Source organism: Streptomyces sp. NPDC001858, assembly GCF_053594615.1.
Window position 1 is genome coordinate 1 of the sequence record NZ_JBSFEV010000032.1, and the last position, 26,278, is coordinate 26,278.

Sequence of the window (26,278 nt, forward strand, 5' to 3'; positions counted from 1 at the left end):
AAGGAACGGACGAGGACCTCGTAGAACACGGCGCGTTTGAACCACTCGGGGTCGCGGTCCTTGGCGGGAGTGTCCTCGAAGGTGTCCGGAACAGGCGAGTTGACGGTCATGGCGGTCGGGAGCCTCCGATCGGCGGTGCGGGTCACCGGACGTGGAACACGTGGGCAGGCGTCCGGCCGGGCTCCAGGCGCACGTAGTTCGTGCCGCCCCAGGCGTAGGTGGCTCCCGTCAGTTCGTCGCGGACGGACAGGGCTGTGCCGTGGTCCAGGCCGAGTTGCGGCATGTCCAACGAGACCGTGGCCTCCTGGGTGTGGTGGGGGTCGAGGTTGACGACCACCACAACCGTGTTCGAGCCCGTGCGCTTGCTGTACGCGATGACGGCGGGGTTGTCCGTGTGGTGGAACCGGAGGTTGCGCAGCCGGTGCAGCGCCGGGTTGGCCCGCCGGATCGCGTTGAGCTTCGTGATCAGCGGCGCGAGGCTGCGGCCCTCGCGTTCGGCCGCCGCCCAGTCGCGCGGCTTGAGCTGGTACTTCTCGGAGTCCAGGTACTCCTCGCCGCCGGGCTCGCGCGCGGTGTTCTCGCAGAGCTCGTAGCCGCTGTAGACGCCCCAGGTGGGGGAGAGGGTGGCGGCCAGGACGGCGCGGGACTCGAAGGCGGGGCGTCCGCCGTGCTGGAGGTACTCGTGCAGGATGTCGGGGGTGTTGGGGAAGAGGTTGGGCCGCATGTAGGCGGCGGCGTCGCCCGACAGTTCGGTGAGGTACTCGGTGAGCTCTTCCTTGGTGTTGCGCCAGGTGAAGTACGTGTAGGACTGCTGGAAGCCGATCTGGGCGAGGGTGTGCATCATCGCCGGGCGGGTGAAGGCCTCGGCCAGGAAGATGACGTCCGGGTCCGTGCGGTTGACGTCCGCGATGACCCGCTCCCAGAACACGAGCGGCTTGGTGTGCGGGTTGTCGACGCGGAAGATCCGCACCCCGTACGACATCCAGTGCCGCAGTACGCGGACGGTCTCCGAGATCAGCCCCTTCAGATCGGCGTCGAAGGCGATCGGGTAGATGTCCTGGTACTTCTTCGGCGGGTTCTCCGCGTAGGTGATCGTGCCGTCCGGGCGGTGGTGGAACCACTCGGAGTGCTTGTGCACCCAGGGGTGGTCGGGGGAGCACTGCAGGGCGAAGTCGAGGGCGATCTCCAGCCCGTGGCCCTTGGCCTGTTCCACGAACCAGGCGAAGTCCTCCAGCGTGCCCAGCTCCGGGTGGACGGCGTCGTGCCCGCCCTCGGGCGAGCCGATCGCCCACGGCACGCCGACGTCGTCCGGACCGGCGTTCAGCGTGTTGTTGCGGCCCTTGCGGAACGTGGTGCCGATGGGGTGGATCGGCGGCAGATAGACGACGTCGAAGCCCATCTCGGCGATCGCGGGCAGTCTGCGGGCGGCGGTGCGGAAGGTGCCGTGCGGGCGCTCGGGGGTGCCCTCGGAGCGGGGGAAGAACTCGTACCACGCGCCGTACAGGGCCCGTTCCCGCTCGACGAGCAGCGGCAGCGGCTCGGACGCGGTGACCAGTTCCCGCAGCGGGCGCCGGCCGAGGAGCGCGACCACCTCCGGCGCCGACGCCGCCGCGTAGCGCTCGGCGACCGGCGCGGAGTCGTCGAGCAGCTTCTTCGCCGTCTCCCGCAGCAGGGTGCGCTCCGGCCCGCGCGGGGCCTTGGCGGCGGCGCGCTCGAAGAGGCGGCCGCCCTCCTCCAGGACCAGACCCGCGTCGATCCCCGCCGGGATCTTGATCTCCGCGTGGCGGCGCCAGGTGGCGATCGGGTCGCTCCACGCCTCCACGACGTAGGTCCAGCGCCCCATGGTCTCCAGGGTCACATCGGCGCCCCAGCGATCGCTGCCGGGGGCGAGTTCGCGCATCGGCGTCCAGGGCCCGCGGTCGCCGTCCGGGCTCTTGAGGACCACGTTGGCGCCGATGGCGTCGTGGCCCTCGCGAAACACCGTCGCGGAGATCCGCACCGTCTCCCCGGTCACGGCTTTCGCCGGCCGCCTGCCGCACTCCACGCGCGGTTCGACGTCCCTCACCGGGATACGGCCGATCGCCCTGGTGGACTTCACCCTTGCACCTCCGCTTGCTGAAAATGGCGTTGTTCGCCCGGTGTTGGGCCAACGACCTGCACCCGCGTGGCGTTACGTCTCCGCCGGCAGGCAGCGCAGCGGACGGGTCACGGCGAGCCGCGCGACGCCGTTCCGTCGGCTGGGCGCCCCGCGCTGCAGCAGGCGGGAGTCCGCACCGGCCCGCAGATACTCCTCGGCGGCCTCGGCGGCCTCCCGTGCGCAGCGCTTGCCCATCAGCACGCACAACGTGTAGCCGCAGTCCTCGAAGGTCGCCCGCGCCGAGCGGTCGCCGGGGCGCGCGAGCATGGCCCGCTCCCAGGCACGGTAACTGCGCAGGGTTCTGGCGACTTCGGTCTTCGCTGGTTGCAGCATCGCGCGGTTCACCTTCCGGGAGTTCAAGAGGTACGTCGCTCGAGGCGAGCGGGTCGGCTCATGCAGCGAGGCCCTTCACTCAGAGGCGCGAAAGCGTCCAACCTCCCGAGGCCTTCACTTATGGTGCACGGCGCATCACCCAACGTCCTGTTGGATCTTGGTTGTGGTGTGCTCGTGTTGCACGAATGGCGTAGCAGCCCCACTGTGGTTGTGACTCAGAAGCGATTGCCGCTCACGCTTCGTGTCGGGTAACTCGACCTGTCGGGCCGAGGAGGAGCGGGAGCCTCGCCGGTGAGGAGCGAACGAGATGAAGACCGCAGTCCCCTGCTACTACCACCTCGACGTGGACGTGAGTCCGGAACGGGTCGCCCAGGTCAGGCGCATCATGGCCGCCCATCTGAGGTACTGGGACCTCGATACGCTCGTCGAGCCCGTCTGCCACGGCGCCGAGATGCTGCTGAGGGCCATCGACGAACACGCCACGGACAAGCACATCTCGATCGAGATGTGGTGGAACGGCCAGCATCTGATCACCGCCGTCGGCGGCGACGACCGCCGGCTGCGCCCCGACCAGGACCTGCGCTCCTGTCTGGAGCGGATCGCCGCGATGAGCGACGGCTGGGGCTGCTGCGCGACCGACAGCGGCAGCAAGGTCATCTGGTTCTCCCAGCGGGCCCGTTCCGGCGAACGTGTGCCGCTCGTGCCGACCACGCCGACGCCCAGCCTGCGCGAGGTGCTGCGGGTGCCCCGGGAGCTCCCGGCGGCCGCCCTGGCCGCCCCGTCGGGCGATACGTGCGGTGTCCTGGCGGCCGCCCGGTGACCTCCCGGCCGAACCGGACGCACCGCGGCGCAGGGGTGCCCGCCTGGAGCGGGCACCCCTACCCGTTGGGCGCCGACTTCGACGGACAGGGCACCAACTTCGCGCTGTTCAGCGAGGTCGCCCAGCGCGTCGACCTCGTCCTCGTCGACGACGACGGCACCGCCCGCGAGGTCCCGCTGACCGAGGTCGACGGCTTCGTCTGGCACGTCTACCTGCCCGGGACCGGCCCCGGGCAGCGCTACGGCTTCCGGGTGCACGGGCCGTGGGACCCGGAGGCCGGCCATCGCTGCAACCCGGCGAAACTGCTCCTCGACCCCTACGCGCGGGCCGTCGACGGGCAGATCGACAACCACGCCTCGCTCCTCGAACGGGCCGGCGAGGACCCCGACCCGGCGGACAGCGCCGGACACACCCTGCTCGGTGTCGTTACCGACCCCGCCTTCGACTGGGGCGACGACGAACCGCTCGGGCGCCCCTACGCCGACACGGTGATCTACGAGGCCCATGTGCGCGGGCTGACCCGCACCCACCCCGACGTGCCGTCCGCGCTGCGCGGCACCTACGCCGGCCTCGCGCACCCCGCGGTGACCGGGCACCTCACCTCGCTGGGCGTGACGGCGATCGAGCTGATGCCCGTACACCAGTACGTCCAGGACGGCGTGCTCAAGGACCGGGGGCTGTCCAACTACTGGGGCTACAACACCATCGGCTTCTTCGCACCGCACAACGCCTACGCCGCCCACGGCAGCCGCGGCGGACAGGTCACCGAGTTCAAGACCATGGTGAAGGCGCTGCACGCGGCCGGACTCGAGGTGATCCTCGACGTCGTCTACAACCACACCGCCGAGGGCAGCGAGAAGGGCCCCACCCTCTCCTTCCGCGGCATCGACAACGCCTCCTACTACCGGCTCGTGGACGGCGACTGGTCGCACTATTACGACACCACGGGCACCGGCAACAGCCTGCTCATGCGGCACCCGCACGTCCTTCAGCTGATCATGGACTCGCTGCGGTACTGGGTGACCGAGATGCACGTCGACGGCTTCCGCTTCGACCTCGCCGCCACCCTCGCCCGGCAGTTCCACGAGGTGGACCGGCTGTCCGCGTTCTTCGACCTCATCCAGCAGGACCCGGTGATCAGCCGCGTCAAGCTGATCGCCGAACCCTGGGACGTCGGCGAGGGCGGCTACCAGGTGGGCAACTTCCCGCCCCTGTGGTCGGAGTGGAACGGCCGCTACCGCGACGCCGTACGGGACTTCTGGCGCGCGGAACCCGGCTCGCTGGGCGAGTTCGCCTCCCGGCTGACCGGCTCCTCCGACCTGTACGACCACAGCGGGCGCCGGCCGCGCGCCAGCGTCAACTTCGTCACCGCGCACGACGGTTTCACGCTGCGCGACCTCGTCTCGTACAACGACAAGCACAACGAGGCCAACGGCGAGGGCAACCGGGACGGCGAGAGCGTCAACCGGTCCTGGAACTGCGGGACCGAAGGCCCCACCGACCGCCCCGCGGTCCTGCGGCTGCGCGCCCGGCAGCAGCGCAACCTGCTCGCCACGCTGCTGCTGTCGCAGGGCATCCCGATGCTCTCCCACGGCGACGAGCTCGGCCGCACCCAGCGCGGCAACAACAACGCCTACTGCCAGGACAACGAAGTCTCCTGGACCGACTGGGGGTTGACCGACGAACAGCGCTCCCTCACCGACTTCTGCCGCCGCCTCGTCGCGCTGCGCGCCGCCCACCCCGTGCTGCGGCGGCGGCGCTTCTTCCGCGGCGTGACCGTCAGACCCGCCGGGCGGCCGCTGCCCGACCTGGTGTGGCTGCTGCCGGACGCGCGCGAGATGACGGCCCGGGACTGGCAGCGCGCCGACGCGCACAGCGTCGGCGTCTTCCTCAACGGCGACGCCATCGCCGAACCCGACCCGCGCGGCCGCCCGCTCGTCGACGACTCGTTCCTGCTGCTGTTCAACAGCTACTGGGAACCGGTCGTCTTCCGGCTGCCCGGCGCCGCGTACGGCGAACGCTGGACGGTGTGCGCCGACACCGTGGAGCCGGCCGGCGGGCCCGACGAGACGGAGTACAAGGCGGGCGCGGACGTGACGCTGGAGGCCCGCAGCCTGCTCGTGCTGTCGCGGCCCCCGAAGCGCTCCGAGTAGGGGCGCGGGAGGCGCAGTTCAGTGCTCCCGGCGCGAGGTCACCGTGAACTGCGCGCCGTCCGGATCCCGCAGGACCGCCTCGTGCTCGCTCTCGACCAGCACACTGCCGCCGTGCTTCTCCGCCGCCCGCGCGCACGCCGCCACGTCCGCCACGGCGAAGTGGACCTGCCAGTGCGGACGGATCGTCGGATCGGGCGCCGCCTCCAGCGCGCCCGACTCGATCCGCGCCACGACCTCGCCCCGGCTGCGCAGCACGACCTCACCGCCCTCGTAGCGGACCTCGCAGGCGCCGGGACGGTCCGTGGCCCAGTCGAGGAGCTCGCCGTAGAAGATGGCGGAGTCGAACGCGTCGCGCGTGTGGAGTCTGATGAAGGCGGGCACCGCCTGCTGCCAGGCCTCCCAGTTGCCGATCAGCTCGCCCTCCCAGACGCCGAAGGTCGCGCCGTCCCGGTCGGCCAGCAGCACCGCCCGGCCCGGCGGGAGCGAGATCGGCCCCACCGCCACCGTCCCGCCGCGCTCCCGGGCCCGGGACGCCGCCTCGTCCGCGCTGGGCACGGCGAAGTACGGCGTCCAGGCGACCGCCATCTGCCACATCGACGCCACGGCGGCCACCCCGGCGACCGGGACGTTGCCGACCAAGGCCGTGCGGAAGTGGTCGCCGAGCCCGGCCCGACGCCACTCCCAGCCCAGCACGGCGGCGTAGAAGTCCTGGGTGGCCTCCAGATCGCGGCTGGTCAGGCTCACCCAGCAGGGCGCACCGAACACGGACTGCGTGGAGACGGCTCTCCGCGCACCGGAGGCGGGGGTCGGGCGATGGTTCATGGCACTCGCGTTCCTGGTCTCTGCCGTCGGCGGGCGGACGGCTCCCCACCAGTGTCCGGCCGGAACCGTCCGAGGCGCCTGCCGAGTGCTCCGGGCGAGGTCAGTGCGGGGCGGATCGGCTCGGCTCGACGGAGATCTCGTCGATCTCCTCGCGCAGCCGCTCGAAGCAGCCGCTCAGCAGCCGCGAGACGTGCATCTGCGAGATGCCCAGCTGCTCCGCGATCCGGCTCTGTGTCATGCCCGCGAAGAACCGCAGGTAGAGGATGGTCCGTTCGCGCTCGGGCAGCGCCCGCAGACAGGGCGCGACGGCCACCCGGTCGACGACCGTGTCGAAGCCGGGGTCGGGGACGCCGAGGGCGTCCTCCAGGGCGTAGCCGTCGGTGCCGGGCAGCTCGGCCTCCAGCGACAGCGCGGAGAAGCAGTCCAGGGCCTCGGCGCCGGTGCGCACCTCGTCCTCGGTCAGCTGCGCGTACGCGGCGATCTCGGCGTCGGTCGGCGGGCGGCCCGGAGTCGTCTGGGACAGCTCCTTCGCGGCGTGCCGGACCCGGTTGCGCAGATCCTGGACCCGGCGCGGCACATGCAGCGTCCACATGTGGTCGCGGAAGTGGCGCTTGATCTCACCCGTGATCGTCGGCACCGCATACGCCTCGAAGGCGCGGCCGCGGTCCGGATCGTAGTGATCGACGGCCTTGACGAGCCCTAGAGCCGCGACCTGGTACAGGTCCTCCAGGGCCTCGCCGCGCCCCCGGAACCGGACGGCTATCCGCTCGGCCATGGGCAGCCAGAGGCGGACCAGCTCGTCCTTGAGCGCCTGGCGCTGCGGCCCGTCGGGCAGCCCCACGAGCCGCACGAAGGCCTCGGTGGTGTCCGGGGCGTCGTCGTGGGGGTGCTGCTTGGATCGGACGGTCGTCGTACGCATGATGCGCGCCTCCCTCAGGAGGGTGCCGGGTCGGTCCCACGGACGTGCCTCCTGTCCGAAGCACTTCGTGCCCGATTCCCGGCATCGAGCATTTTGAAACGGTTTTGACCTATTTATACAGTGTGGCTCCTGGCGCCCCGCTCCTGCCCCCCGGCTTCCGGCGTCCCGCTCTCGACCTTCGCGCTCTTGACCTCCTTTTGGGTCGATTACCTCTGATGCAGAGGTAACGTCGACGTGTGGAAGGCGACGCGCGGCACGACCCGTTCCCGGAAGAGCTCGCCGACGCGCTCGTCGGCGTCCAGCGGCTGCTCAGGAGGCGCCTGCGGGCCGGGCTGACCGTGCCACGGCTGCGCGGCGCCGAGGTCGAGCTGCTGCGCCTGGTCGGGACCCGGCCCGGCATCGGCGTCTCGGAGGCCGCGAAGGAGCTGTACCTCGCGGGCAACTCCGTCTCGACCCTCGTCAACCAGCTGGTCAAGGACGGCTACCTGGTCCGGGAGCAGGACCCCGCCGACCGGCGGGCCGCCCGACTGCTGCTCACCGAGGCGGCCGAGACCCGGCTGCGGGCCTGGCAGGAGCGGCGCGCCGCGCTCGTCGGCCGGCACGTCGCTCGGCTCGACGCCGCCGACCGGGAGGCCCTGCGCGCGGCGCTCCCGGCCCTGCGCGCACTCGCCGTCGATCTGCACGAGGAGTCCGAGGACTCATGACGACCGACACCGACACCGACACCGACACCGGCACCGACACCGGCACCGACACCGGCACCGGCACCGGAGGCGACACCGCCCCGGACGCCGTCGCCTGTACGGGGCTCGCCTACGCGTTCGGCGACACCCGGGCCGTCGACGGGCTGGAGCTGACCGTGCGGGAGGGCGAGGTCTTCGGCCTGCTCGGGCCCAACGGAGCCGGCAAGACCACCGCCATCCGCTGCATCACCACACTGCTGCCGGTCCCGGCCGGCATGGTGCGCGTCTTCGGCCGCGACGCCGCCGGGGACCGGATGGCCGTACGCCGGCTGCTCGGCTATGTGCCGCAGCAGCTCTCCGCGGACGCGGGCCTGACCGGCCGGGAGAACGTCTCGCTGTTCGCCCGGGTCTTCGACGTGCCCCGGCGCGAGCGGGCGGCACGCGTCGGGCAGGCGCTCGCCGCCGTCGACCTCTCGGACGCCGCCGACCGGCTGGCCGGGACCTACTCCGGCGGCATGGTCCGCCGTCTCGAACTCGCCCAGGCCCTGGTCAGCGCGCCCCGGCTGCTGATCCTCGACGAGCCGACGATCGGCCTCGACCCGATCGCCCGAACGAGTGTCTGGGAGCACATCACGGCCGTCCGCGAGGCCACCGGCATGACGGTCCTGGTGACCACGCACTACATGGACGAGGCCGACCAGTACTGCGACCGGGTCGCCCTGATGCACCGCGGCCGGATCCGCGCCCTCGGCGCCCCCGTCGAGCTGCGGCAGGAGCTCGGGGAACGCCGTCGTGCCGAGGGCGCGGCGGCCACGGATCCGCTGCCGACCCTGGAGGACGTCTTCCGGGAGGTCGCCGGCAGTGCCCTCGACGAGCAGGCAGGAGGTTTCCGCGATGTCCGAAGCACCCGCCGCACCGCCCGACGCGTCGGCTGAGCGCGCCCGGGCGCAGGGCATCGAGCTGCTGCTGGTGCCGCCCCGGCCCCGGGCCGGCCGACTGCTGCTGCCGGCCCGGATTGCCGCCCTGTGCGCAGTCGAACTGCAGAAGCTGCGCCACGACCGCACTGAGCTGTACACGCGTGCCGTCCAGCCCGCCCTGTGGCTGCTGATCTTCGGTCAGACCTTCACCCGCATCAAGGCGATCCCGACCGGCGGGATCCCCTACATCGACTATCTGGCGCCCGGCATCATCGCCCAGTCCGCGATGCTCATCGCCATCTTCTACGGCATCCAGATCATCTGGGAGCGGGACGCCGGAGTCCTCAACAAGCTGCTGGTGACGCCCACTCCACGGTCCGCGCTGATCACCGGCAAGGCCTTCGCGGCCGGGGTGAAGTCGGTGATCCAGGCGGTCGTCGTGGTCGTCATCGCCGCCCTGCTGGGCGTGGCCCTGACCTGGAACCCGCTCAAGCTGCTCGGGGTCGCCGCGATCGTCGTCCTCGGCTCGGCCTTCTTCTCCTGTCTGTCGATGACCATCGCGGGCATCGTCCTGAGCCGCGACCGCCTGATGGGCATCGGCCAGGCGATCACCATGCCGTTGTTCTTCGGCTCCAACGCCCTCTACCCGGTCGACATCATGCCGGGCTGGCTCCAGGCCGTCAGCAAGGTCAACCCGCTCAGCTACGAAGTGGACGCCCTGCGCGGGCTGCTCCTCGGCACGCCCGCGCACCTAGCCCTCGACTTCGGGGTGCTGATCGTGGCGGCGGCGCTCGGCATCACCGCGGCCTCCTCGCTCCTGGGGCGGCTGGCCCGCTGATCTTGGCCGCGGACGTGATGTGCGGCACGCCCCCGGCAAGCCCTTTCCGAGCCGGTCGGCGGATTGTCCCTGCGCACGGCTTGATCAATGATCAGAGGGGGCGAATTCCCTGGCCACAGCGCATTCTGCGCATTTGACAGTGCGCTCGGCACACGGATAGGAAGCAGCCGATAGCAAGTCGAGAGGTGGACTGTGTACGAGCCGAACGTGGTCGGGGACTGGCACGAGTACGACGAGTACGCCGGTCTGCGGGTCCGCGTCCACCGCATGGAGCAGAGCGAGCCGCCGCGGGGGCGCGACGACGCAGCCGAGGGGCTCACCTATTTCAGCCTGCGGGTGACCGTCGAGAACCGGGGCAGCCTGAACCCCACGATCCACCTCGAGGACGGCCAGATCGACGTACGGCTCGGGCCGGACGGCGAGAGCGCGTTCATCGACTGGCGCAACTCGCAGTTCATCGAGGGCTTCGACGTCTATCCGCTGCGCCGGGTCACCGCCGTGCTGTACGCGGCCGGACCCGAGGCGTCCCTCGGGCAGGTGGACGTCCAGATCCAGCTGCGGGTCGACGACGACTGGGCCGACCGTCGGCTGTGGACGGGCGGCATGGGACTGCACGAGGGGGCCTGCGGGGCTTCGGCCGGAGCCGCCCGTGACAGTCTGGCCGGCCAGGTGAGCAACTTCCTGCGCGAACAGGCCGAAGAGGGCACCGCCTGACCGGCGACGCCCTCTCGTACAGGTGCAGTTGTCGAACCGTCAGTGCGGGATGCCGTCGATGATGTCGCGCGCGCCCTGACGCAGCAACGACACCGCCACCGAGGTGCCGAGCGTCGCCGGGTCCAGGGGACCCGCCCACTCGTGGGCGTTCAGCCGGGTCTTGCCGTCCGGGGTGAACACACAGGCACGCAGGGACAGTTCGCCGCTGCGGTCGACCCGCGCGAAGCCCGCGATCGGGCTGTTGCAGTGCCCCTGGAGGACGTGCAGGAACATGCGCTCCGCCGTGGCCTCCCGATGGGTGGCCGGATCGCCGAGCCCGCTGACCGCGTCGATGAGCTCGCTGTCGCCCTCTCGGCACTGCAGGGCGAGGATGCCCGCGCCGATCGGCGGCATCATGGTCTCCGGCGACAGCACCTCGCTGATCACGTCACGCCGGTCGATGCGCTCCAGGCCGGACACCGCGAGCAGCAGCGCGTCCGCCTCGCCCGCCGCGAGCTTCTCCAGCCGCCGGTTGGCGTTGCCGCGGAACGGCACGCACTCCAGGTGCGGGTGGGTGGCGGCGAGCTGGGCGATCCGGCGCACCGAGGAGGTGCCGACGCGGGTCCCGGCCGGCAGCTCGTCCAGGGTGAGGCCGCCCGGGTGCACGAGGGCGTCGCGGATGTCGTCGCGTCGCAGGAACGCGGCGAACACCGTGCCCGCGGGCAGCGGTCGGTCGGCGGGGACGTCCTTGACGCAGTGCACCGCGAGATCCGCCTCGCCGGCCAGCAGCGCGGCGTCGACCTCCTTGGTGAACGCGCCCTTGCCCTCGACCTTGGACAGGTCGCCCATCCACTTGTCGCCGGTCGTCTTCACCGGGACGACCTCGGTGCGCACGGCGGGGTACAGGGCGGTCAACTCCGCGCGGACGCGCTCCACTTGGGCCAGGGCCATGGGCGAGTCGCGGGAGACGATGCGGATCAGTTCCGGGACGGACATGCGGGACACGATAGACCCTCGCGACCCGCGCCCCGCACCGATGGCAGGTTTCGGCCACGCGTCAGCGATGCGCCCGCCAGTCGAAGGGGTAGAGGTCCGTGGCCCAGTCGGGTGAGACGGCGTCGAGTTCGGCGACCCGCGACGGCGTGCGCAGCAGACAGCGGTGGCGCAGCAGCTCGCTTCGCTCCGCGGGCGTCAGCAGGGCCGTATGGGGGTCGTCCTGCACCGAGTGGGCGTCGTCGGGTCCCTCGGCGTTGAGCACCTCGCCGTCGGCGGTGCGCAGGTCCACCCTGAAGTCGGTGCGCCACTGGGAGTTGTGCCCCCAGCCCAGGGACTCGTCGACGGTCGGGCGGTGCCGGCGCAGAAACGTCCAGTACAGGGGCGAGCGGTCGGCGACCCCGCGTTCGGCGTGCCGGACGCCCGCGCGCACCCGGACCCCGGCCCGGCCGAACAGGACGGGTCCCAGCCGGAGCCCCGGCCAGAGCGTCCCGGTGATCCGCACCGGCTCGTCCGGGTCCTCGGCCTGCTCGACCTCCACGATCTCGTGCCGGAACGGATCGAACGCCCGGCTCTCCTCGAACGGCGTCATCCCGAGCCCGGCGAACAGGGCCGTGTACTCGTCCGGTCCCACCGTGGGCCAGTGGCGTAAGCGGTCCTCCTCGCCGGGGGCGGGCGGCGGCTGACGGGACAGCAGCAGCACATCGCTGACCCGGCTCAGCGCGTACAGCTCCCAGAGCAGTTCCGCCCGGCGGTCCTGCGGTCCGGTGCGAGTCGCCAACACGCCTGCGCCCGCGAGGAGTTCGGTGCGGTAGGCGCCCTCGGCGCGGGCCAGCCAGGCCGCGATGACCGGGGCGGGGTCGCGGTCCGCCGTTCCGTCGCGCAGCGCCTCGTACAGCCGGCGGGCGCCCATCCCCTCGCGTCTCAGGGGTTCACCCGCAGGCTGAAGCGCCGCTTGTCGGTGCCCAGGGCGCCGTTGCGGGCGTAGAACCGGATCGCGCCGTCGTTCCAGACGGGGGTCTGCCACTGCACCTCGGCGAGGCCCAGGCTGCGGGCCCGGTCGGCGACCGCGTCCATCATCAGCGGGCCCAGTCCGAGGCCGCGGTGGCCGGGGGCGAGGAACAGACAGTCCATGTGGAGGTACTCGCGGCCCTCCCAGGTGGAGAGCTCGGGCGCGCAGGTGGCGTAGCCGACGAGCTCGCCGTCGGGCAGTTCGGCGACCAGACAGCACAGCCGGGGGGCGGGGTCGTCGAAGAGGAGCACCGCCAGGCGGCCCGCGAGGTCGGGCGTCGGCGGGGCGGCACGCTCGTACTCCGCGTGCAGGGCGGCCAGTTCGGCGACGCGCGGCAGATCCGACCGCTCGGCGTGCCGGACCCGGGCGGCGCTCACCTGACGTCTCCCTCGATCGTGTCCGCGCCCCACGCGGCGAGCCGCTCCGCGAGGGAGCCGGCGCCGTCGAGGACCTGCCGTGCGAAGGCGTCGCGTTCATGAGCCAGGACGGCGGCCTCCCACACGCACGGGGCGAGCCCCGCTCTCCCGGGCCGCAGCGCGTCCGGTCTGCCGGCCGGACCGGTGAACACCGCCAGGTCCGACATATGGCCCTCGATCCAGGTGTGGATCAGGAGGTAGTCCCCGTCGCCGCCCGCGTGCACCAGGACGACGGCCAGACCGAGCGAGCCGCGCAGCTCGCCGAGCGCCAGCTGGCCCTCGGCGATCCGCAGCGCCGCCTGGGCGTCCCGCTCGGTCACCGTCCGCCCCGGGGCCTCGATCGCGTAGGTCTTGACCAGGTGTCCGGCGACCTCCTGGACGCCCAACGGGCGGGCGGCGCGGGCGTGGTGACCCTCGGCGAGCGCGCGCAACTCCTTCGCCGGGACGGCCGACGGCAGTTCGTCGTGAAGATCCATCCGAACATCATGCGACGTACCCGCGCCGCCGTCCACGGTCAAGGTACGGACCGGTCGGTTCAACGTGGCCGAGGACCGGCCCCGGGGCGGCCCCGGACACGGGATGCCGCCTCGGGGCCGATCCCGGCCCGGGGTCACGCGTTGGGGTCGAAGGAGATCCCGGCCGGCTTGGCCGACGACAGGTTGCCGGCGAAGCTGGCGTCCTTCAGACCGAAGTTGGCGCTGCCGAAGTCGTACGCGCTCAACTTGTCGCGCAGGCCCGACGGGTAGCCGTTCCAGCCGACCAGCGGCGGGTACTGCCAGGTGCCCTTGGCGTTCTCCGGCGGCTCGTCGCCCGAGTTGCCCAGCCGGAAGCAGTGCGTGCTGATGCCGTCCTTGTGGTAGACGGCCTTCGCGTGGGTGCCCTCGAACCGCACCGTCGACGCCGCGTGCACGGTGAACGAGCCGTGGTTGGACGTCGAGACGTACTGCACCGCGCCGTTCTGCACCCAGACGACCACGTGCTCCCAGTCGTGCCGGTGCCCGCCGATGCTGCTGTTCGCCAGCGCCTGGTCCTTCTCGAAGTACAGGCTGTACATGTACGCGCACCAGCCGTTGTTGCACTTGTAGCGCGAGTAGCTGTTGGTGTTGTTCAGGTCGGAGGCGTCGTGGCAGTCGCCGCTGAGCGAACCGGTCGGCTTCAGACCGCCGTTGATCGTGCCGTCGGGTCCGATGGCGGGCGTGGGGTAGCACCCGTCCGTGTCGTAGTCGAAGGCGGGCTGGTACGTCAGCTCGGCGGCCTCGGCGTTCTGCGACAGCGCCTGGGGAGGCGCGGCGAAGGCGGCCGAGGGGACGGCGAGGACGAGTGCGGCGGCACCGGCGAGACCGGTGAGCAATCTCCTGCGGTTGGTCTTGAACGTGGCAGAGGACACGCGTTCTCCTGTGAGGCGGGCGCAGCCGAACGGCTGTGGGGGAAAAGGAAGTTCAGCTTCCAGGGTTTTCACTTCCGCGCCAAGAGGTCGCAGGCGTATCAGTGATGAAGGACAGCCCAATAGTTGGCCATCTGATGCCGGGTCAGGCGGATGTGTCCGGAAGGTCCGCCGCCGACTCCTCGGGCGTCAGGTCGATACGCAGCCGCAGCCACGACGGCTGGCGCAGCAACCCCGCCCGGGTCCGCGTGCGATAGCGGACCTCGCCGACCAGCCGGGGCACGACCCAGTGCGCGCCCGCCGCGGGCGGCACGGAGTCGAAGGGGCAGACGTCGGTCCCGGCGGCCCGCAGCAGCGCCGCGAGTTCGACGCGCTCGGCCTCGCTCCAGCCGGTGCCCACATTGCCGACGTACCGCAGACCCGTCGCGGCGCGCTGTCCGACCAGGACGGCCCCGGGCAGCCCGGTCAGCCGCCCCTTGCCGGGCAGCCAGCCGCCGACCAGGACGTCCGCGACCGACATGTTCCGGATCTTGATCCAGGCCCGGGAGCGCACGCCCGGTTCGTACACCGAGTCCAGCCGCTTGCAGACGAGCCCCTCCAGCCCGTGCGCCCGGGTTGCCGCCAGCGCCTCCCGGCCATGCCCGACCAGGGCGCCCGGCGTCGACCAGCACGGCCCGGCCAGTTCCAGCGCCTCCAGCCGGGCCCGGCGCCGCGCGTAGGACAGGGCTAGCTGGGAACGCCCGCCCAGGTGCAGCACGTCGAACAGGACCAGGTGCACGGGCGCCGCCGCGGCCAGCCGCGCGGCCTTGCCCGGCGCCTGCACCAGCCCCATCCGGGACTGCAGCAACTGGAAGTCGGCGCGCCCGAGTTCGTCCAGGGCGAGCACCTCCCCGTCCAGCACGGCGGGCGTCGCGCCGAGCGCCGCGCCCAGCGGCCGCAGTTCGGGGTAGGCGCCGGTGATGTCCTCCCCCGAACGGGCGCGCAGGACGATGCTCCCGTCCCCGGCGAGGTACACGACCGCCCGCTGCCCGTCCTGCTTGGTCTCGTAGGCCCACCGGGCGTCCTGAGCGGCGGGCGGCAGAGCGCCCGGGGTGGCGAGCATGGGGGCGATGCGCGGGAGGGTCACGGGTTGAGTTGTGGACGCCGCCGGGCCGCCGCACGCGGCCGACGCCCCGGTTTCGCCTGAACGGCGCTGTGCCCGACGAGCCGTCTGCTCCCGCCGGTCGGCGGCGGGGGCGCCTGGACCAGGCCCGTCCGGTAGGCGACGACGACCAGCTGGGCGCGGTCGCGGGCGCCGAGTTTCGTCATGGCGCGGTGGACATGGGTGCGGACCGTGAGCGGGCTGACGACGAGGTCGGGGCTCGGGCCGCACTTCGCGTCGGGAAGGCCCGACGGGGCGCCGCTCACCACACGCACGGCAGGTCGACCTCGATCACCGTCGGCCCGCCCACGGGGCTGCTCACCCGTACCGTCCCGTCGAGCGCGGCGACCCGGCGCCGCATGCCCAGCAATCCCGAGCCCGCGCTCTCGTCGGCCCCGCCGCACCCCTCGTCGCGCACCCGCACGCCGAGGCCGGTCCGGGTGCGGGCCAGCACGACCTCCGCCCGGTCGCAGCCGCTGTACTTCGCGGCGTTGGTCAGCGCCTCGGCGATCACGAAGTAGGCGGCCGCCTCCACGGCGGCCGGCGCCCGGGGTCCGTCCGCCGCGCCCTCCGTCGGCCCGTCCGCGGGGTCGTCCGCCTGGACGGTCACCCTGAGGCCGCTGCCGGCCGCGAGGGCCCGGACGGCTCCCACCAGCCCCCGGTCGGTGAGGATCGGCGGATGGATGCCGCGCACCACGTGCCGCAGCTCCGTCAGCGCCTCCTCGGCCTGGTCCTGCGCGTCGGAGAGCAGCTTGCGCGCCGCCTCCGGGTCGGCCCCGTACGCCCGCTGGGCCAGCCCGATCCGCATGGAGAGCGCGACGAGACGGGCCTGCGCGCCGTCGTGCAGATCCCGTTCGATCCGGCGCAGTTCGGCGCCGTGCGCGGCGACCGCGTCCGCCCGGGTCGCGGTGAGCTGCTCGACCCGCTTCGCCAGCAGCGCCTTGGGGGAGGGCCGCAGCAGGGCGGCCGACCAGCCCGCCTCCAGGTCCGCGAGCCGGACGAGCCACGGCAGGACGAGCGCCTCGCGCCCCAGCAGCCCGCTCCACACACCGTCGACGACGAGCCCAGCCGGCCACAGGGGCAGCATCAGCACCGTCAGCCAGCCGTAGGCGTAGTACGCCGCCAGCCAGCGGACGTCGGTCAGCGTCCCGGGGTCCGTGACGGCCGTCCGCACCCGCTCGCGCACCGGCCCGGTGATCGGCCGGTACGCCTCCGGGATCTCCCGGCCGGTCCGGCGGGCCGTCAACCGCCGCTTGGCCCCGGCGATCCGGCGGATCAGCAGCACGGTCTCGGGCAGCAGCCAGATCCCGACGACCGCGACCGCGCCGGTGGCGGCGATCAGCAGGACGGTGATGAAGAGGTACGACCCGAAGGCCATGACCGCGGCCAGGAAGAGGTGGACCGTGGCCCGCGCCGCCTGTCGCAGGGTTGCGCGCATGGAGTGCCGTTTCCGGTGATGAGGAGCAGGAGAGCGGGGCGGAGGAGATCCCCTGCGGTTCGGCAGCGACCGGCCACGGAGGCGCCGCCGACGAAGAACGGCGACGCCTCGCGGCGAGTGCGGCGGCGCGTCAGTCAGTCGTCCAGCGTGACGACGATCTTCTCGGCCGCGCCCGGCGTCCGGGCCAGCTCGAAGGCGTGCTCGGCCTCGGCGAACGGGACGCGATGGCTGATCAGCTGGGCGAACCGCTCCTGGTGCTCGACCAGTTCCGGGGTCACCTCGAAGATCTCGGTCGGGTAGCCCTGCGAGGCGACCAGGGTCAGCTCGCTGCGGAGCATGCCGCCGAGGTCGATCTCGCCCTTCTTCTGCACGGCCACCATGACCAGCTTCGCGTGCCACTTCGCCGACTGCACCACGGTGTTGAACACGGCGGGCGCGCCGGCCGCGTCGATGAAGATGTCGGTGCCCGGCCGGGGCTGGCCGAGGGCGTTGGCGCTTTGGCCGTGCAGCTCGGTCAGCCGCGCGGCCACGTCCTCCTCGGCGGAGTTGACGACGGCGTCCGCACCCACGGCCAGCGCCTTCTCCAGCCGCGACGGGATGACGTCCGCGACGACCACGTGCCGCACACCGCGCAGCTTCAGCCAGATCGCCGCGCCCAGACCGATCGGCCCGGCGCCGAACACGACGACCTTGTCGTCGGGCCCCGCCCCGGAGCGGTTGACGGCGTGCCGGGACACGGCCATCGGCTCGTTGAGGGAGGCCACGTCGAACGGCACGGAGTCGGGGAAGACGGCGACGCTCCTGCCGACCTCCGCGTTCTCGATCAGCAGGTACTCGCTCATCCCGCCGAACTTTCCGCCGCAGCCGATGATGCCGGTGGGCGCGTCCTGCGGATTGACGACCACGCGGTCGCCCACCTCGAGGCCCTGCACCTCGGCGCCGACCTCCACCACCTCGCCGGCCGGCTCGTGGCCGAGCGGCACGGGGACCAGCTCGCCGCCCAGGTGGGCGCGGGCGGGCATGCCGCCCATGTGCAGGAAGGTGACGTCGGTGCCACAGATGCCGCAGGCGCGGATCCGGACGAGGGCGTCCTTGGGACCGGGCGTCGGTCGTTCGACGTCCACGACCTCGATCTTGTCGACGCCGCCGGTCCGGACGGACTTCATCGTGCTCATGTGGGCCTCTTTCGGGTATCGGATATCGGGATCGGTGTGGGTACCGGGTGTGGTGATCGGTATCTGTATCGGTATCGGCGGTTCGGGCATCGGTGGGAGGTCAGGCGCCGAGAGTGTTCAGGACGGCCTTCGCCATTCCCTGCTCCCCGCGTTCGTTGGGGTGGACGGAGGCGGCCGGGGCGAACGGCACGAGCGGCTCGATCCAGCGCACCTGCCGGTCGGCGCAGGCGTCCCGCCCGACCGAGGGGGAGTAGGTGTCGACGTAGCCGACGCCCGCCTTCTCGGCCCGCTCGCGCAGCATCGTGTTCAGCTGCTGCTCCTTCTCGTGCAGATAGCCGATGTCACCTGCGGCGAGCCCCATCTCGGCGCCGCAGCCGGTGGTGTGCGGCGGCAGGATCGCCGGGTAGCCGACGACATAGACCCGGGCCTTCGGCGCCCGCCGCTCGACCTCGGCCAGGGCCTTCGCCAGCCGCTCGTCCGCCGCGCGGATCCGCTGCCGGATCTCGTCGGCGCCGTCGGAGACGTACCGGGCACGGCACGGCGCGTCCCCCGCGCCCTCCGCGTCCCCGGCTCCGACCTTCAGGCTCTTCAGCGCGAAGGTGAGCACACCCGACTTCACACAGGTCTTCACCAGCGAGGCGAAGCCGATGTCGTTGCCGCCCATGCCGAGGGTGACCAGCCGGGTGCGGTCCGACAGGGCGGACAGCTGCGCCGGGTTGGTGCCCCGGTCCGTGGACTGGGCGGCGGTCAGGTCGGCGAGGGTCGCTCCGCTGCAGCTGACGTCACGGAAGTCGGCGGCGGTCAGGCCCAGCCGGCGGGCGACGAGCGCCGGGTAGTTGCGGTCCGAGCGCTCGCAGCCGGCCGGGCTGCCGTTCTGGCCGGGGATCTCGGGGCCGGCGGTGTAGGAGTCGCCCAGCGCGACGTAGGGGCCGCTCGGCGGGTCGGACTCGGGGCTGTCGCCGGGTCGTCCGACCACGATCACGGTGGTCAGCACGCCGCAGGCGAGCGCCCCGGCCAGCGCGGCTCGTACCGAGGTCTTCATGGGAGGTCCTGTCTGTCGTCCCGGGTGATCCACGCCGCGGGACTCCGGACGGGAGCCCTGCTCGGCCGGGGGAGAGACGGCCGGGGCGGCCGAGCGGGCGTGGAGGGGTGGAAGGGGTGGAAAAGGGGGTCCCGGGACCCGGCGCCGGTCGGGGGGAGTGAGCCGGCTGCCGGGCCCGGGGACAGCGCCGATCCCCGTCCCCACGGGTTCGGCGCCGGGAGCCTGCCTCCCGCTCAAGGCGGCTCCGGTCTGTGCGGTGTGGTTCTCGGTTCGGTTTCTCGGTGTGGTTCTCGGTGTGGTTCTGGTCGGTGCCGTGCAGGATTGCTTGAGTTAGGCAAACACATCTGGATTACTTGAGTCAAGCAAACGCCGAGATTTACTTGAGTCAGGCAAGTAGAAAGGTAGGGTGAGTGTCATGTCCCCCGTACCGCCCGCAGTGCTCCCCGCCTCGCCCGCGGCGGTCGAGATGGAGCGGGCCCTCACCCAGGTGGCCTATCTGAGCGTCCGTGCGCGGCAGCACGACCGGCTGGTCGCCATGGCGGGCGTGCCGCTCGACCGGGCGGCCGTGGCGATGCTGCGCAGGATCGCCGACCACGACCCCCTGCGCCCGGGGGAGCTCGCCCAGGTGCTCGCCGTCCGGGCCTCCCATGTCACCCGGCAGGTGCAGCGGCTGCAGAAGGCGGGCTATGTGACCCGGGTCGCCGATCCCGAGGACAGTCGCGCCCGGCGCGTCCGCCTCACCCCGCTCGGTGAGGACGCGGTGGCGCGGTTGGGCGACGCGGGCGCCCGGGGCATGCAACTGGTTCTGGCCGACTGGTCGCCGTCCGAACTGCGGCGGCTCGCCGACCTGTTCCACCGCCTGGTGGACGCGTTCGACGATCCTGACGGCGAAAGGCGTGGGTCCGATGCGGGCGATGCGTCAACCAGGGCGTGACGACCGGCGTCAACCAGGGTGTGACGACCGACGGTTCGGCCTCGCGGACCGCATGGGCGAGACCGACCTCCCGGGACGGTCACCCCCGAACCCGAACCCGAGCCCGAACCTGAACCCGAACGTGAACCCGAGCCTCAACCCCGCCCCGAATCAGAGTCCCCGACGAACGGCTGCGGCCATGTACAGCGACGCGCGTGAGAAAACGTCCTATGCGAGTGGGAAACCGGCCCTCGCCCGTGGCGCCGGACAGCATGTCCTGGTCGTCGCCGGCGAGCCGGCCATCGCCGAACTGCTCGCCACCACTCTGGAGTTGGCCGGGTACCGGATCACCCTCACGGGCGCGGCGGTCGAGGCGCTGGTCCACCTCGACGCGCTCCGGTTCGACCTGCTGGTCGTCGACGCCGATCTGCCGGATCTGGCCGGGCTGGGCGCGGGGGGCCGTCCGGTGATCGTCCATCGGCCGCCGGTCCTGTATCTCACCGCCTACGACTCCCTCGGCCGTCTGCTGCCCGAACTCGGCCTGGGGGAGAAGGACTACGTCACCAAGCCCTTCCGGGTGGCCGAGGTGCTCACCCGTATGCAGTTGCTGTTGCGCGCCGCCTCTCCGGGCCGCGGCCCGGACCGGGCCCCGGCCTACGGCGATCTGGTCCTGGACGACACCCTGTGCCGGGCCCGGCGCGGCGCCCGCGGCCTCGACCTGACGCCCGCCGAGTACCGCCTGCTGCGCCATCTCCTCGTCAACGCGCACCGGGTGCTGTCGAAGGAGCAGATCAGCCGGTATGTCTGGGGCGACTTTCGGGGCGACAACGCGATCGAGCAACTCGTCTCCCGGCTCCGGCGCAAGGTGGACCGCGACGCGCCCGTGCTCATCCACACACGCCGGGGCTTCGGCTACTGGCTGGGAAAGGCGGACGACGACGGCTGAGACCCGACGGTGCACGCGCTGAAGACGCCGTGCGCCGACGAGTGACGGGCGGTGCTGTGAGGCTGCGGCGTGTGAGAGCTGCGCCGCCGCCCGGTCGCATTCCTGGCGAACTTACCGTGATCGGCACAATCGGCAGTCTCTGCAGGTGAGTTGAGGAAACGTTTCGTACGCGCGGCGAACTTCAACTCCCCATGTGATCCATGCCACGTCAGGTGTCTGTCAGGTAACTGACCGGAAGGCGTCAGCCCCCTCTGTTTGCATGTGCTCATCGAGGCCTCGACCCCTTCCCCCCGGTGCTCCGGCCTCCCGGAGCCCCCCACCACCGAGGAGAGCCCATGGCCGAAACCCTGACCGGCGCGGCCCCCGAAGTCCCCGACGCCGTACCCGAGTTCCCGATGCCCCGGGCCGCCCGCTGCCCCTTCGACCCCCCACCCGCCCTCAAGGAACTGCAGCAACAGGCGCCCCTGACGAAGGTGCGGCTCTGGGACGGCAGCGAGTCATGGCTCGTCACCCGCTACGCCGAACAGCGGGCCGTCCTCGGCGACCCCCGGGTCAGCGCGGACACCGACAGCCCCGGCTATCCGACCAAGGCCAGTCCCGAGGGCGGCGAGGGCAAGCTCAGCTTCATCATGATGGACGACCCCGAACACGCCCGGCTGCGCCGGATGGTGACGGCGCCGTTCGCCATCAAGAAGGTCGAGGCCCTGCGCCCCACCGTCCAGCGCATCGTGGACGAGCTGATCGACGACCTGCTGGCCGGTCCCAAACCGGTGGACCTGGTGGAGGCGTTCGCCCTCCCGATCCCCTCGCTGGTGATCTGCGAACTGCTCGGCGTGCCCTACGACGACCACGCCTTCTTCCAGGACAACACCAAGACGATGGTCCACCGGGACGCCACCCCCGAACAGCGCGGACAGGCCGGCCGCGAAGTGGCCGGCTACCTCGCCGCGCTCATCGGCAAACGGCTCGCCGACCCGCGCGACGACCTGCTGTCGAGCATCGCCGGACGCATCACCGCCGGTGAGATCGACCACCGGGAGGCGACCGAGATGGCGCTCCTCCTGCTGATCGCGGGACACGAGACGACCGCGAACATGATCGCCCTCGGCACGCTCGCCCTCCTCCGGAACCCCGACCAGCTCGCCCTGCTCCGCGACGGCGACGACCCCAGGCTCGTCGCCTCCGCGGTCGAGGAACTGCTGCGCTATCTGCACATCACCCACCTGGGCCGGCGGCGCGCAGCCGTTGCGGACATCGAGATCGCCGGACAGGTCGTCAAGGCCGGCGAAGGCCTCATCCTGGCCAACGAGATCGCCAACCGGGACCCCGCGGTCTTCCCCGACCCCGACCGGCTCGACCTCACGCGCGACGCCCGCCGCCATGTCGCCTTCGGCTTCGGCGTCCACCAGTGCCTGGGCCAGCCGCTGGCCCGCATGGAGCTCCAGGTCGTCTACGGCACGCTCTACAAGCGCATCCCCACCCTGCGGCCGGCCGGCTCGCCGGACGACGTCCGCTTCAAGCACGACGCCTTCATCTACGGCGTCCACGCCCTGCCCGTGACCTGGTGACGGCTTCCCGTCCCGAGACACCCCCAACACCCCCACAACAGACCGTGAAGAACATGAAGAAGGGACATCCCATGAGTGCCGTCAAGGTGGAGCTGGAAGCCGACAAGTGCGTCGCCTCGGGGCAGTGCGTGGTCGCCGCCATGCAGGTCTTCGATCAGGACGACGACGGCATCGCGATCCTGCTGGAGGAGCGGCCCGCGTCCGAACTCCTCGACGACGTCCGCGAGGCCGTCGCCGTCTGTCCCGCGGCCGCGATCCGGCTGGTCGAGCAGTGAACCGGATCGTCGTCGTCGGCGCCTCGGCCGCCGGACTCGCCGCGGTCGAGACCCTCCGCCGCGAGGGCCACACCGGCCCCCTCACCCTGATCGGGGACGAACCGCACCTCCCGTACGACCGGCCGCCGCTGTCCAAGCAGGTGCTTGCCTCCGCATGGGAGGAGCACCGGCTCCAGCTGCGCCCGGCCGGCGACCTCGCCGCCCTAGACCTCGACCTGCGGCTCGGCGTGGCGGCCACCGGACTCGATCCGGCCGGACGCGTGGTGCGGCTGGCCGACGGGACCGACGCGCCCTACGACGGGCTGATCCTCGCCACCGGGGTCCGGCCGCGCCGGCTGCCCGGCGAGGGCGCGCACGTGCTGCGCACCCTGGAGGACGCGCTCACCCTGCGGGAACGGCTGACGCCCGGACGGCGGCTGGTCGTCGTGGGCGCGGGCTTCCTCGGCGCGGAGGCGGCGGCCGTCGCCTGGCGGCTCGGGGCGGAGGTCACGCTCCTGGAACCGGCTGAGGTGCCGCTGGCCCACGCGGTCGGGGAGCAGGTCGGACGGGTCCTGTCGAGGGCCCACCTCGACCGCGGGGTCGACCTGCGCTGCGGGGTCACCGTGACCGAGGTGACCGAGGACGGGGTGCGGCTCGGCGACGGCGAGCTCGTCGAGGCCGACGAGGTGCTCGTCGCGATCGGCTCCACGCCCAACACCGACTGGCTGGCCGGCAGTGGGCTGACGGTGGGCGACGGCGTGGTCTGCGACCCGTACCTGGAGGCCGCGCAGCGGGTGTACGCCGCGGGGGACGTGGCCCGCTGGCACAACCCGCTGTTCGGGACGTCGATGCGGATCGAGCACCGCACCAACGCGGCCGAACAGGGCATGGCCGCCGCCCGCAACCTGCTCGCCCCTGCCGCGGCGCGCAAGCCCTTCGCACCGGTGCCGTACTTCTGGTCGGACCAGTACGACATGAAGATCCAGGCGTACGGGTTCCTGCGCGGCCACGACGAGGTGGCCGTCGTCGAGGGCGATCTCGCCGAACGCCGGTTCGTGGCCGTGTACCGCACCGGCGACCGGGTGAGCGGGGCGCTCGCGGTCGGGATGCCGCCGAAGGCGATCCGGGCGTGGCGTCAGACGATCGCGGCCGGCGCGGCCTGGGGCGACAGCGTCCCCGTCCCGGCCTGAGCGGGTCGGGCGAAGTCGGCGGCGGTTCGGCAGCGCCCTGAAGGGGTGCGAGGAACGGCGCGACCGGCCACGATGGCGCCGCAGTCAATCGACGGCACATCGCGGCACTTCCAGCGGAGCGCTTGGCCGACGGGCGGGCACCCGTGCCGGGCACGGCGGAGGCAGTAAATTACTTGAGTTACGCAACAAGATGGTAAAGTGGGTCGCATGTCCACCGAACCGCTCCCCCTGCCCTCCGTCGCCACTCCGGAAGTGATCGAGATCGAGCGCGCGCTCACGCGCATCACCTATCTGAGCACCCGCGCCCGCCAGCACGACCGGCTGATGTCGATGGCCGGAGTCCCGCTGGACCGCGCCGCAGTCGCCCTGCTGCGGCAGGTCGCCGACACCGAGCCGCTGCGGCCCGGTGAGCTGGCCCAGCGCCTGGGCGTGGAGGCCTCCCATGTGACCCGCACGGTGCAGCAGCTCCAGAAGTCCGGGTACGTCACCCGCGTCCCCGACCCCGACGACGGCCGGGCCCAGCGGATCCAGCTCACCGAGGCCGGCCGCGCCGCCGTCGACCGGGTCCGGGACGCGGGCGCCCGAGGGATGCAGCTGGCGCTGTCCGAGTGGTCCCCCGAGGAGCTGGGCCAGCTCGCCGCCCTCTTCCACCGCATGGTCGACGACTTCCTCTCCTACGCGGTCGAGGACGAGCCGGAGCAGCCCCCCGTCACCGCCTGACCGGGGCCCCGGGACCGGCGCGGGCTCGCGCAGACCGCGCCGCCGGGAGGCAGCAGCAGGGTGAGCAGCCCGATCGCCGGGGCCGCCGCCGCGCCGCCCACGCTCACCGTCAGCCCCGGGGTGACGGCGCTGGCGGTGCCGACGCGCCGGGGCGGACAGCCCTGGCCCAGCGTCACGTGCAGCGAGAACGGCACGTACAGCCCCGCCGAGGCCAGGGCCACGAAGAGGTACAGCGGCCCACCGGGCATGAGGAGCACGCCCGCGACCGCGAGCAGCGTGACCCCGTACGAGCGGCGGACGACGTGAGCCGCCCCTGCCGCTCGGCCGGCCGGCTCCCGGCCAGCGTCCCCACCGCACCGCACCGCACCGCACCGCCCGCACAGCGCGGCCGTACCGGCGGTCTCCCCAGCGCCGGTGCGCTCCCGCACGTACAGCGAGACGAACGCGCTCAGGCCGACGAAGACGACCGAGCAGCGGCACCCCACGGCCCCCGACAGCCGCAGGAACGCCGGCCAGTCGCCCCGGCCGACCAGCGCACCCTCGCAGTCCTCGGCGCGGCGGTCGGCGCCGGCGGACGCATCCTCAGGCGCCTCTTTCGGCGCGAGTTCGGTATGACCTTCCCCAGTGGCGCACCCCGTCCCGGCTCTACCGCGCCCTGCGCCTGCCGGCCGACGACACTGCCGTCACCACGGTCGCCCACCGCTGCGGCTCGTCCTCCGCATGGGTACACACCCGGCCGCCACCAGGGGCGAGTTGGGGAGCGCCCGGCCCGGGACCCCGCCGCCGGACCGCCGCCTACCCTCCAGTAATCTCTGGCCCCAGGTCATCAGAGGAGGAACCGTGCCCCGGTCCGAACGCTCACCCCTGCTGCTGGCAGGCCTGCTGGCCGGCATGGGGGCGGCCCACATCGCCGTGCCGCGCCCGTTCGACGCGATCGTCCCCCGGGCGCTGCCGGGCTCGCCCAGGGCCTGGACGTACGCCAGCGGCGTCGCCGAACTCGCGCTGGCGGCCGGAGTGGCGTGGCCGCGGACCAGGAAACCGGCCGCGCTCGCCACGGCCGCGTTCTTCGTCGGCGTCTTCCCCGCCAACGTCAAGATGGCCTGGGACTGGCGGCACCGTCCCACCCCGCTCAAGGCCGCCGCCATCGGCCGCCTCCCCCTGCAGGCGCCGCTCGTGCTGTGGGCCCGCAGCGTCGCCGACCGCACCGCCACCACCGCGAACCCCCTGGAGGGACGGGCATGACCAAGGCTCTGCAGACCGGCGACCTCGTCGACGACTTCGCGCTGCCGGACGAGACCGGCACGGTGCGCAGCCTCACCGAACTGCTCGCCGACGGACCGGTGGTCCTCTTCTTCTACCCCGCCGCCCTCACCCCCGGCTGCACCGCCGAGGCCTGCCACTTCCGTGACCTGGCCGCCGAGTTCGCCGCCGTCGGCGCCCGCCCGGTCGGCATCAGCGGGGACACCGTCGACCGTCAGCAGGAGTTCGCCGGCCGGCACACCCTCGGCATGCCGCTGCTGTCCGACGCGGACGGCGCGGTGCGGGAACGGTTCGGCGTGAAGCGCGGCTTCTCCCTGGCCCCCACCAAGCGGGTCACCTTCGTCATCGGGCAGGACCGCACCGTCCTGGACGTCGTGCGCAGCGAGCTGCGGATGAACACCCACGCCGACCGCGCCCTCGACGCCGTACGGGCCCACCGGGCCTGACCCGGCCCGGCCTGACCCCGCCCGGCCCGGCCCCGGCGCGGTTGATGCACCGGGCCAAAGGGACC

The 26,278-nt window shown here is 72.4% G+C and carries 28 protein-coding genes and 1 pseudogene; 14 read left to right on the top strand and 15 right to left on the bottom strand.

Annotated elements, in window-relative coordinates; all coding sequences use genetic code 11:
• Nucleotides 1–142 precede the first annotated feature (142 nt).
• Both ACWCPF_RS33465 and ACWCPF_RS33470 read right to left on the bottom strand, forming a co-directional pair.
• The gene (locus ACWCPF_RS33465) at nucleotides 143–2,098 is read right to left on the bottom strand and encodes an alpha-1,4-glucan--maltose-1-phosphate maltosyltransferase (protein ID WP_451048851.1); all 1,956 of its coding nucleotides are present in this window, start codon (nucleotides 2,096–2,098) and stop codon (nucleotides 143–145) included.
• 72 nt (nucleotides 2,099–2,170) lie between these two features.
• Nucleotides 2,171–2,470 carry a DUF5133 domain-containing protein gene (locus ACWCPF_RS33470; RefSeq protein ID WP_451048852.1) on the bottom strand — a complete coding sequence of 100 codons (300 nt, stop codon included), beginning with the start codon at nucleotides 2,468–2,470 and terminating at the stop codon, nucleotides 2,171–2,173.
• A 307-nt stretch (nucleotides 2,471–2,777) separates the two neighbouring features.
• On the opposite strand from ACWCPF_RS33470, the gene ACWCPF_RS33475 reads away from it, so the two are divergent.
• Entirely contained in the window at nucleotides 2,778–3,290 is a 513-nt protein-coding gene (locus ACWCPF_RS33475) for a pep a2 (protein WP_451048853.1), read from the top strand.
• A gap of 35 nt (nucleotides 3,291–3,325) precedes the next feature.
• Nucleotides 3,326–5,443 (top strand): glycogen debranching protein GlgX, encoded by a 2,118-nt coding sequence (gene glgX / locus ACWCPF_RS33480; protein ID WP_451048854.1) that lies wholly within the window; start codon nucleotides 3,326–3,328, stop codon nucleotides 5,441–5,443.
• Between the two features lie 18 nt (nucleotides 5,444–5,461).
• On the opposite strand, the gene ACWCPF_RS33485 is transcribed toward glgX, so the two are convergent.
• The gene (locus tag ACWCPF_RS33485) at nucleotides 5,462–6,265 is read right to left on the bottom strand and encodes a VOC family protein (RefSeq protein WP_451048855.1); all 804 of its coding nucleotides are present in this window, start codon (nucleotides 6,263–6,265) and stop codon (nucleotides 5,462–5,464) included.
• Between the two features lie 100 nt (nucleotides 6,266–6,365).
• Complete coding sequence (locus ACWCPF_RS33490) at nucleotides 6,366–7,184, bottom strand: SigB/SigF/SigG family RNA polymerase sigma factor (RefSeq protein ID WP_451048856.1); 819 nt, start codon at nucleotides 7,182–7,184, stop codon at nucleotides 6,366–6,368.
• A gap of 236 nt (nucleotides 7,185–7,420) precedes the next feature.
• On the opposite strand from ACWCPF_RS33490, the gene ACWCPF_RS33495 reads away from it, so the two are divergent.
• The 4 genes from ACWCPF_RS33495 to ACWCPF_RS33510 all read left to right on the top strand — a co-directional run bounded on the left by ACWCPF_RS33495 (nucleotide 7,421) and on the right by ACWCPF_RS33510 (nucleotide 10,336).
• Nucleotides 7,421–7,888 carry a MarR family winged helix-turn-helix transcriptional regulator gene (locus tag ACWCPF_RS33495; protein WP_451048857.1) on the top strand — a complete coding sequence of 156 codons (468 nt, stop codon included), beginning with the start codon at nucleotides 7,421–7,423 and terminating at the stop codon, nucleotides 7,886–7,888.
• Complete coding sequence (locus ACWCPF_RS33500) at nucleotides 7,885–8,802, top strand: ABC transporter ATP-binding protein (protein WP_451048858.1); 918 nt, start codon at nucleotides 7,885–7,887, stop codon at nucleotides 8,800–8,802. The genes ACWCPF_RS33495 and ACWCPF_RS33500 overlap by 4 nt, the downstream gene beginning before the upstream one ends.
• Entirely contained in the window at nucleotides 8,762–9,622 is an 861-nt protein-coding gene (locus ACWCPF_RS33505; protein WP_451048859.1) for an ABC transporter permease, read from the top strand. The genes ACWCPF_RS33500 and ACWCPF_RS33505 overlap by 41 nt, the downstream gene beginning before the upstream one ends.
• A gap of 192 nt (nucleotides 9,623–9,814) precedes the next feature.
• Nucleotides 9,815–10,336 carry a hypothetical protein gene (locus ACWCPF_RS33510; RefSeq protein ID WP_451048860.1) on the top strand — a complete coding sequence of 174 codons (522 nt, stop codon included), beginning with the start codon at nucleotides 9,815–9,817 and terminating at the stop codon, nucleotides 10,334–10,336.
• 39 nt (nucleotides 10,337–10,375) lie between these two features.
• On the opposite strand, the gene hemC is transcribed toward ACWCPF_RS33510, so the two are convergent.
• The 10 genes and pseudogenes from hemC to ACWCPF_RS33560 all read right to left on the bottom strand — a co-directional run bounded on the left by hemC (nucleotide 10,376) and on the right by ACWCPF_RS33560 (nucleotide 18,916).
• Nucleotides 10,376–11,311, bottom strand: a complete 936-nt coding sequence (hemC, locus tag ACWCPF_RS33515; protein WP_451048861.1) for a hydroxymethylbilane synthase — start codon at nucleotides 11,309–11,311, stop codon at nucleotides 10,376–10,378.
• 61 nt (nucleotides 11,312–11,372) lie between these two features.
• Complete coding sequence (locus ACWCPF_RS33520) at nucleotides 11,373–12,221, bottom strand: hypothetical protein (protein ID WP_451048862.1); 849 nt, start codon at nucleotides 12,219–12,221, stop codon at nucleotides 11,373–11,375.
• 11 nt (nucleotides 12,222–12,232) lie between these two features.
• Nucleotides 12,233–12,697, bottom strand: coding sequence for an N-acetyltransferase family protein (locus ACWCPF_RS33525; protein WP_451048863.1), 465 nt, complete (start codon nucleotides 12,695–12,697; stop codon nucleotides 12,233–12,235).
• On the bottom strand, nucleotides 12,694–13,212 hold the full coding sequence (locus ACWCPF_RS33530; RefSeq protein ID WP_451048864.1) for a hypothetical protein: 519 nt from the start codon (nucleotides 13,210–13,212) through the stop codon (nucleotides 12,694–12,696). The genes ACWCPF_RS33525 and ACWCPF_RS33530 overlap by 4 nt, the downstream gene beginning before the upstream one ends.
• Before the next feature lie 134 nt (nucleotides 13,213–13,346).
• Nucleotides 13,347–14,123 carry an NPP1 family protein gene (locus tag ACWCPF_RS33535; protein ID WP_451048865.1) on the bottom strand — a complete coding sequence of 259 codons (777 nt, stop codon included), beginning with the start codon at nucleotides 14,121–14,123 and terminating at the stop codon, nucleotides 13,347–13,349.
• Between the two features lie 142 nt (nucleotides 14,124–14,265).
• Complete coding sequence (locus ACWCPF_RS33540; RefSeq protein ID WP_451048866.1) at nucleotides 14,266–15,246, bottom strand: ATP-dependent DNA ligase; 981 nt, start codon at nucleotides 15,244–15,246, stop codon at nucleotides 14,266–14,268.
• A gap of 101 nt (nucleotides 15,247–15,347) precedes the next feature.
• Nucleotides 15,348–15,473 (bottom strand): annotated as a pseudogene (locus tag ACWCPF_RS33545) (response regulator transcription factor); the annotation flags it as partial.
• A 50-nt stretch (nucleotides 15,474–15,523) separates the two neighbouring features.
• Complete coding sequence (locus ACWCPF_RS33550; RefSeq protein ID WP_451048867.1) at nucleotides 15,524–16,699, bottom strand: histidine kinase; 1,176 nt, start codon at nucleotides 16,697–16,699, stop codon at nucleotides 15,524–15,526.
• Nucleotides 16,700–16,833: 134 nt separating this feature from the next.
• Nucleotides 16,834–17,874: a zinc-dependent alcohol dehydrogenase gene (locus tag ACWCPF_RS33555; protein ID WP_451048868.1), complete on the bottom strand. Its 1,041-nt coding sequence runs from the start codon at nucleotides 17,872–17,874 to the stop codon at nucleotides 16,834–16,836.
• 100 nt (nucleotides 17,875–17,974) lie between these two features.
• Nucleotides 17,975–18,916 (bottom strand): SGNH/GDSL hydrolase family protein, encoded by a 942-nt coding sequence (locus ACWCPF_RS33560; RefSeq protein WP_451048869.1) that lies wholly within the window; start codon nucleotides 18,914–18,916, stop codon nucleotides 17,975–17,977.
• 415 nt (nucleotides 18,917–19,331) lie between these two features.
• Between ACWCPF_RS33560 and ACWCPF_RS33565 the strand changes: the two genes are divergently transcribed.
• The 6 genes from ACWCPF_RS33565 (at nucleotide 19,332) to ACWCPF_RS33590 (ending at nucleotide 24,507) form a co-directional block, all read left to right on the top strand.
• Nucleotides 19,332–19,850, top strand: a complete 519-nt coding sequence (locus ACWCPF_RS33565) for a MarR family winged helix-turn-helix transcriptional regulator (protein WP_451048870.1) — start codon at nucleotides 19,332–19,334, stop codon at nucleotides 19,848–19,850.
• 178 nt (nucleotides 19,851–20,028) lie between these two features.
• On the top strand, nucleotides 20,029–20,775 hold the full coding sequence (locus ACWCPF_RS33570) for a response regulator transcription factor (RefSeq protein ID WP_451048871.1): 747 nt from the start codon (nucleotides 20,029–20,031) through the stop codon (nucleotides 20,773–20,775).
• A gap of 335 nt (nucleotides 20,776–21,110) precedes the next feature.
• A complete protein-coding gene (locus tag ACWCPF_RS33575) occupies nucleotides 21,111–22,343 on the top strand; it encodes a cytochrome P450 (RefSeq protein ID WP_451048872.1) in 1,233 nt (410 codons plus the stop codon).
• 71 nt (nucleotides 22,344–22,414) lie between these two features.
• Entirely contained in the window at nucleotides 22,415–22,618 is a 204-nt protein-coding gene (locus ACWCPF_RS33580; RefSeq protein WP_363171689.1) for a ferredoxin, read from the top strand.
• On the top strand, nucleotides 22,615–23,787 hold the full coding sequence (locus ACWCPF_RS33585; RefSeq protein ID WP_451048873.1) for an NAD(P)/FAD-dependent oxidoreductase: 1,173 nt from the start codon (nucleotides 22,615–22,617) through the stop codon (nucleotides 23,785–23,787). Before ACWCPF_RS33580 ends, ACWCPF_RS33585 begins: the two co-directional genes overlap by 4 nt.
• Nucleotides 23,788–23,994: 207 nt before the next feature.
• Entirely contained in the window at nucleotides 23,995–24,507 is a 513-nt protein-coding gene (locus ACWCPF_RS33590; RefSeq protein ID WP_451048874.1) for a MarR family winged helix-turn-helix transcriptional regulator, read from the top strand.
• On the opposite strand, the gene ACWCPF_RS33595 is transcribed toward ACWCPF_RS33590, so the two are convergent.
• Nucleotides 24,462–24,992, bottom strand: coding sequence for a hypothetical protein (locus tag ACWCPF_RS33595; RefSeq protein WP_451048875.1), 531 nt, complete (start codon nucleotides 24,990–24,992; stop codon nucleotides 24,462–24,464). The genes ACWCPF_RS33590 and ACWCPF_RS33595 overlap by 46 nt on opposite strands.
• A 355-nt stretch (nucleotides 24,993–25,347) precedes the next feature.
• On the opposite strand from ACWCPF_RS33595, the gene ACWCPF_RS33600 reads away from it, so the two are divergent.
• Nucleotides 25,348–25,749 (top strand): DoxX family protein, encoded by a 402-nt coding sequence (locus tag ACWCPF_RS33600; protein ID WP_451048876.1) that lies wholly within the window; start codon nucleotides 25,348–25,350, stop codon nucleotides 25,747–25,749.
• Entirely contained in the window at nucleotides 25,746–26,213 is a 468-nt protein-coding gene (locus ACWCPF_RS33605; RefSeq protein WP_451048877.1) for a peroxiredoxin, read from the top strand. The genes ACWCPF_RS33600 and ACWCPF_RS33605 overlap by 4 nt, the downstream gene beginning before the upstream one ends.
• Nucleotides 26,214–26,278: the final 65 nt, after the last annotated feature.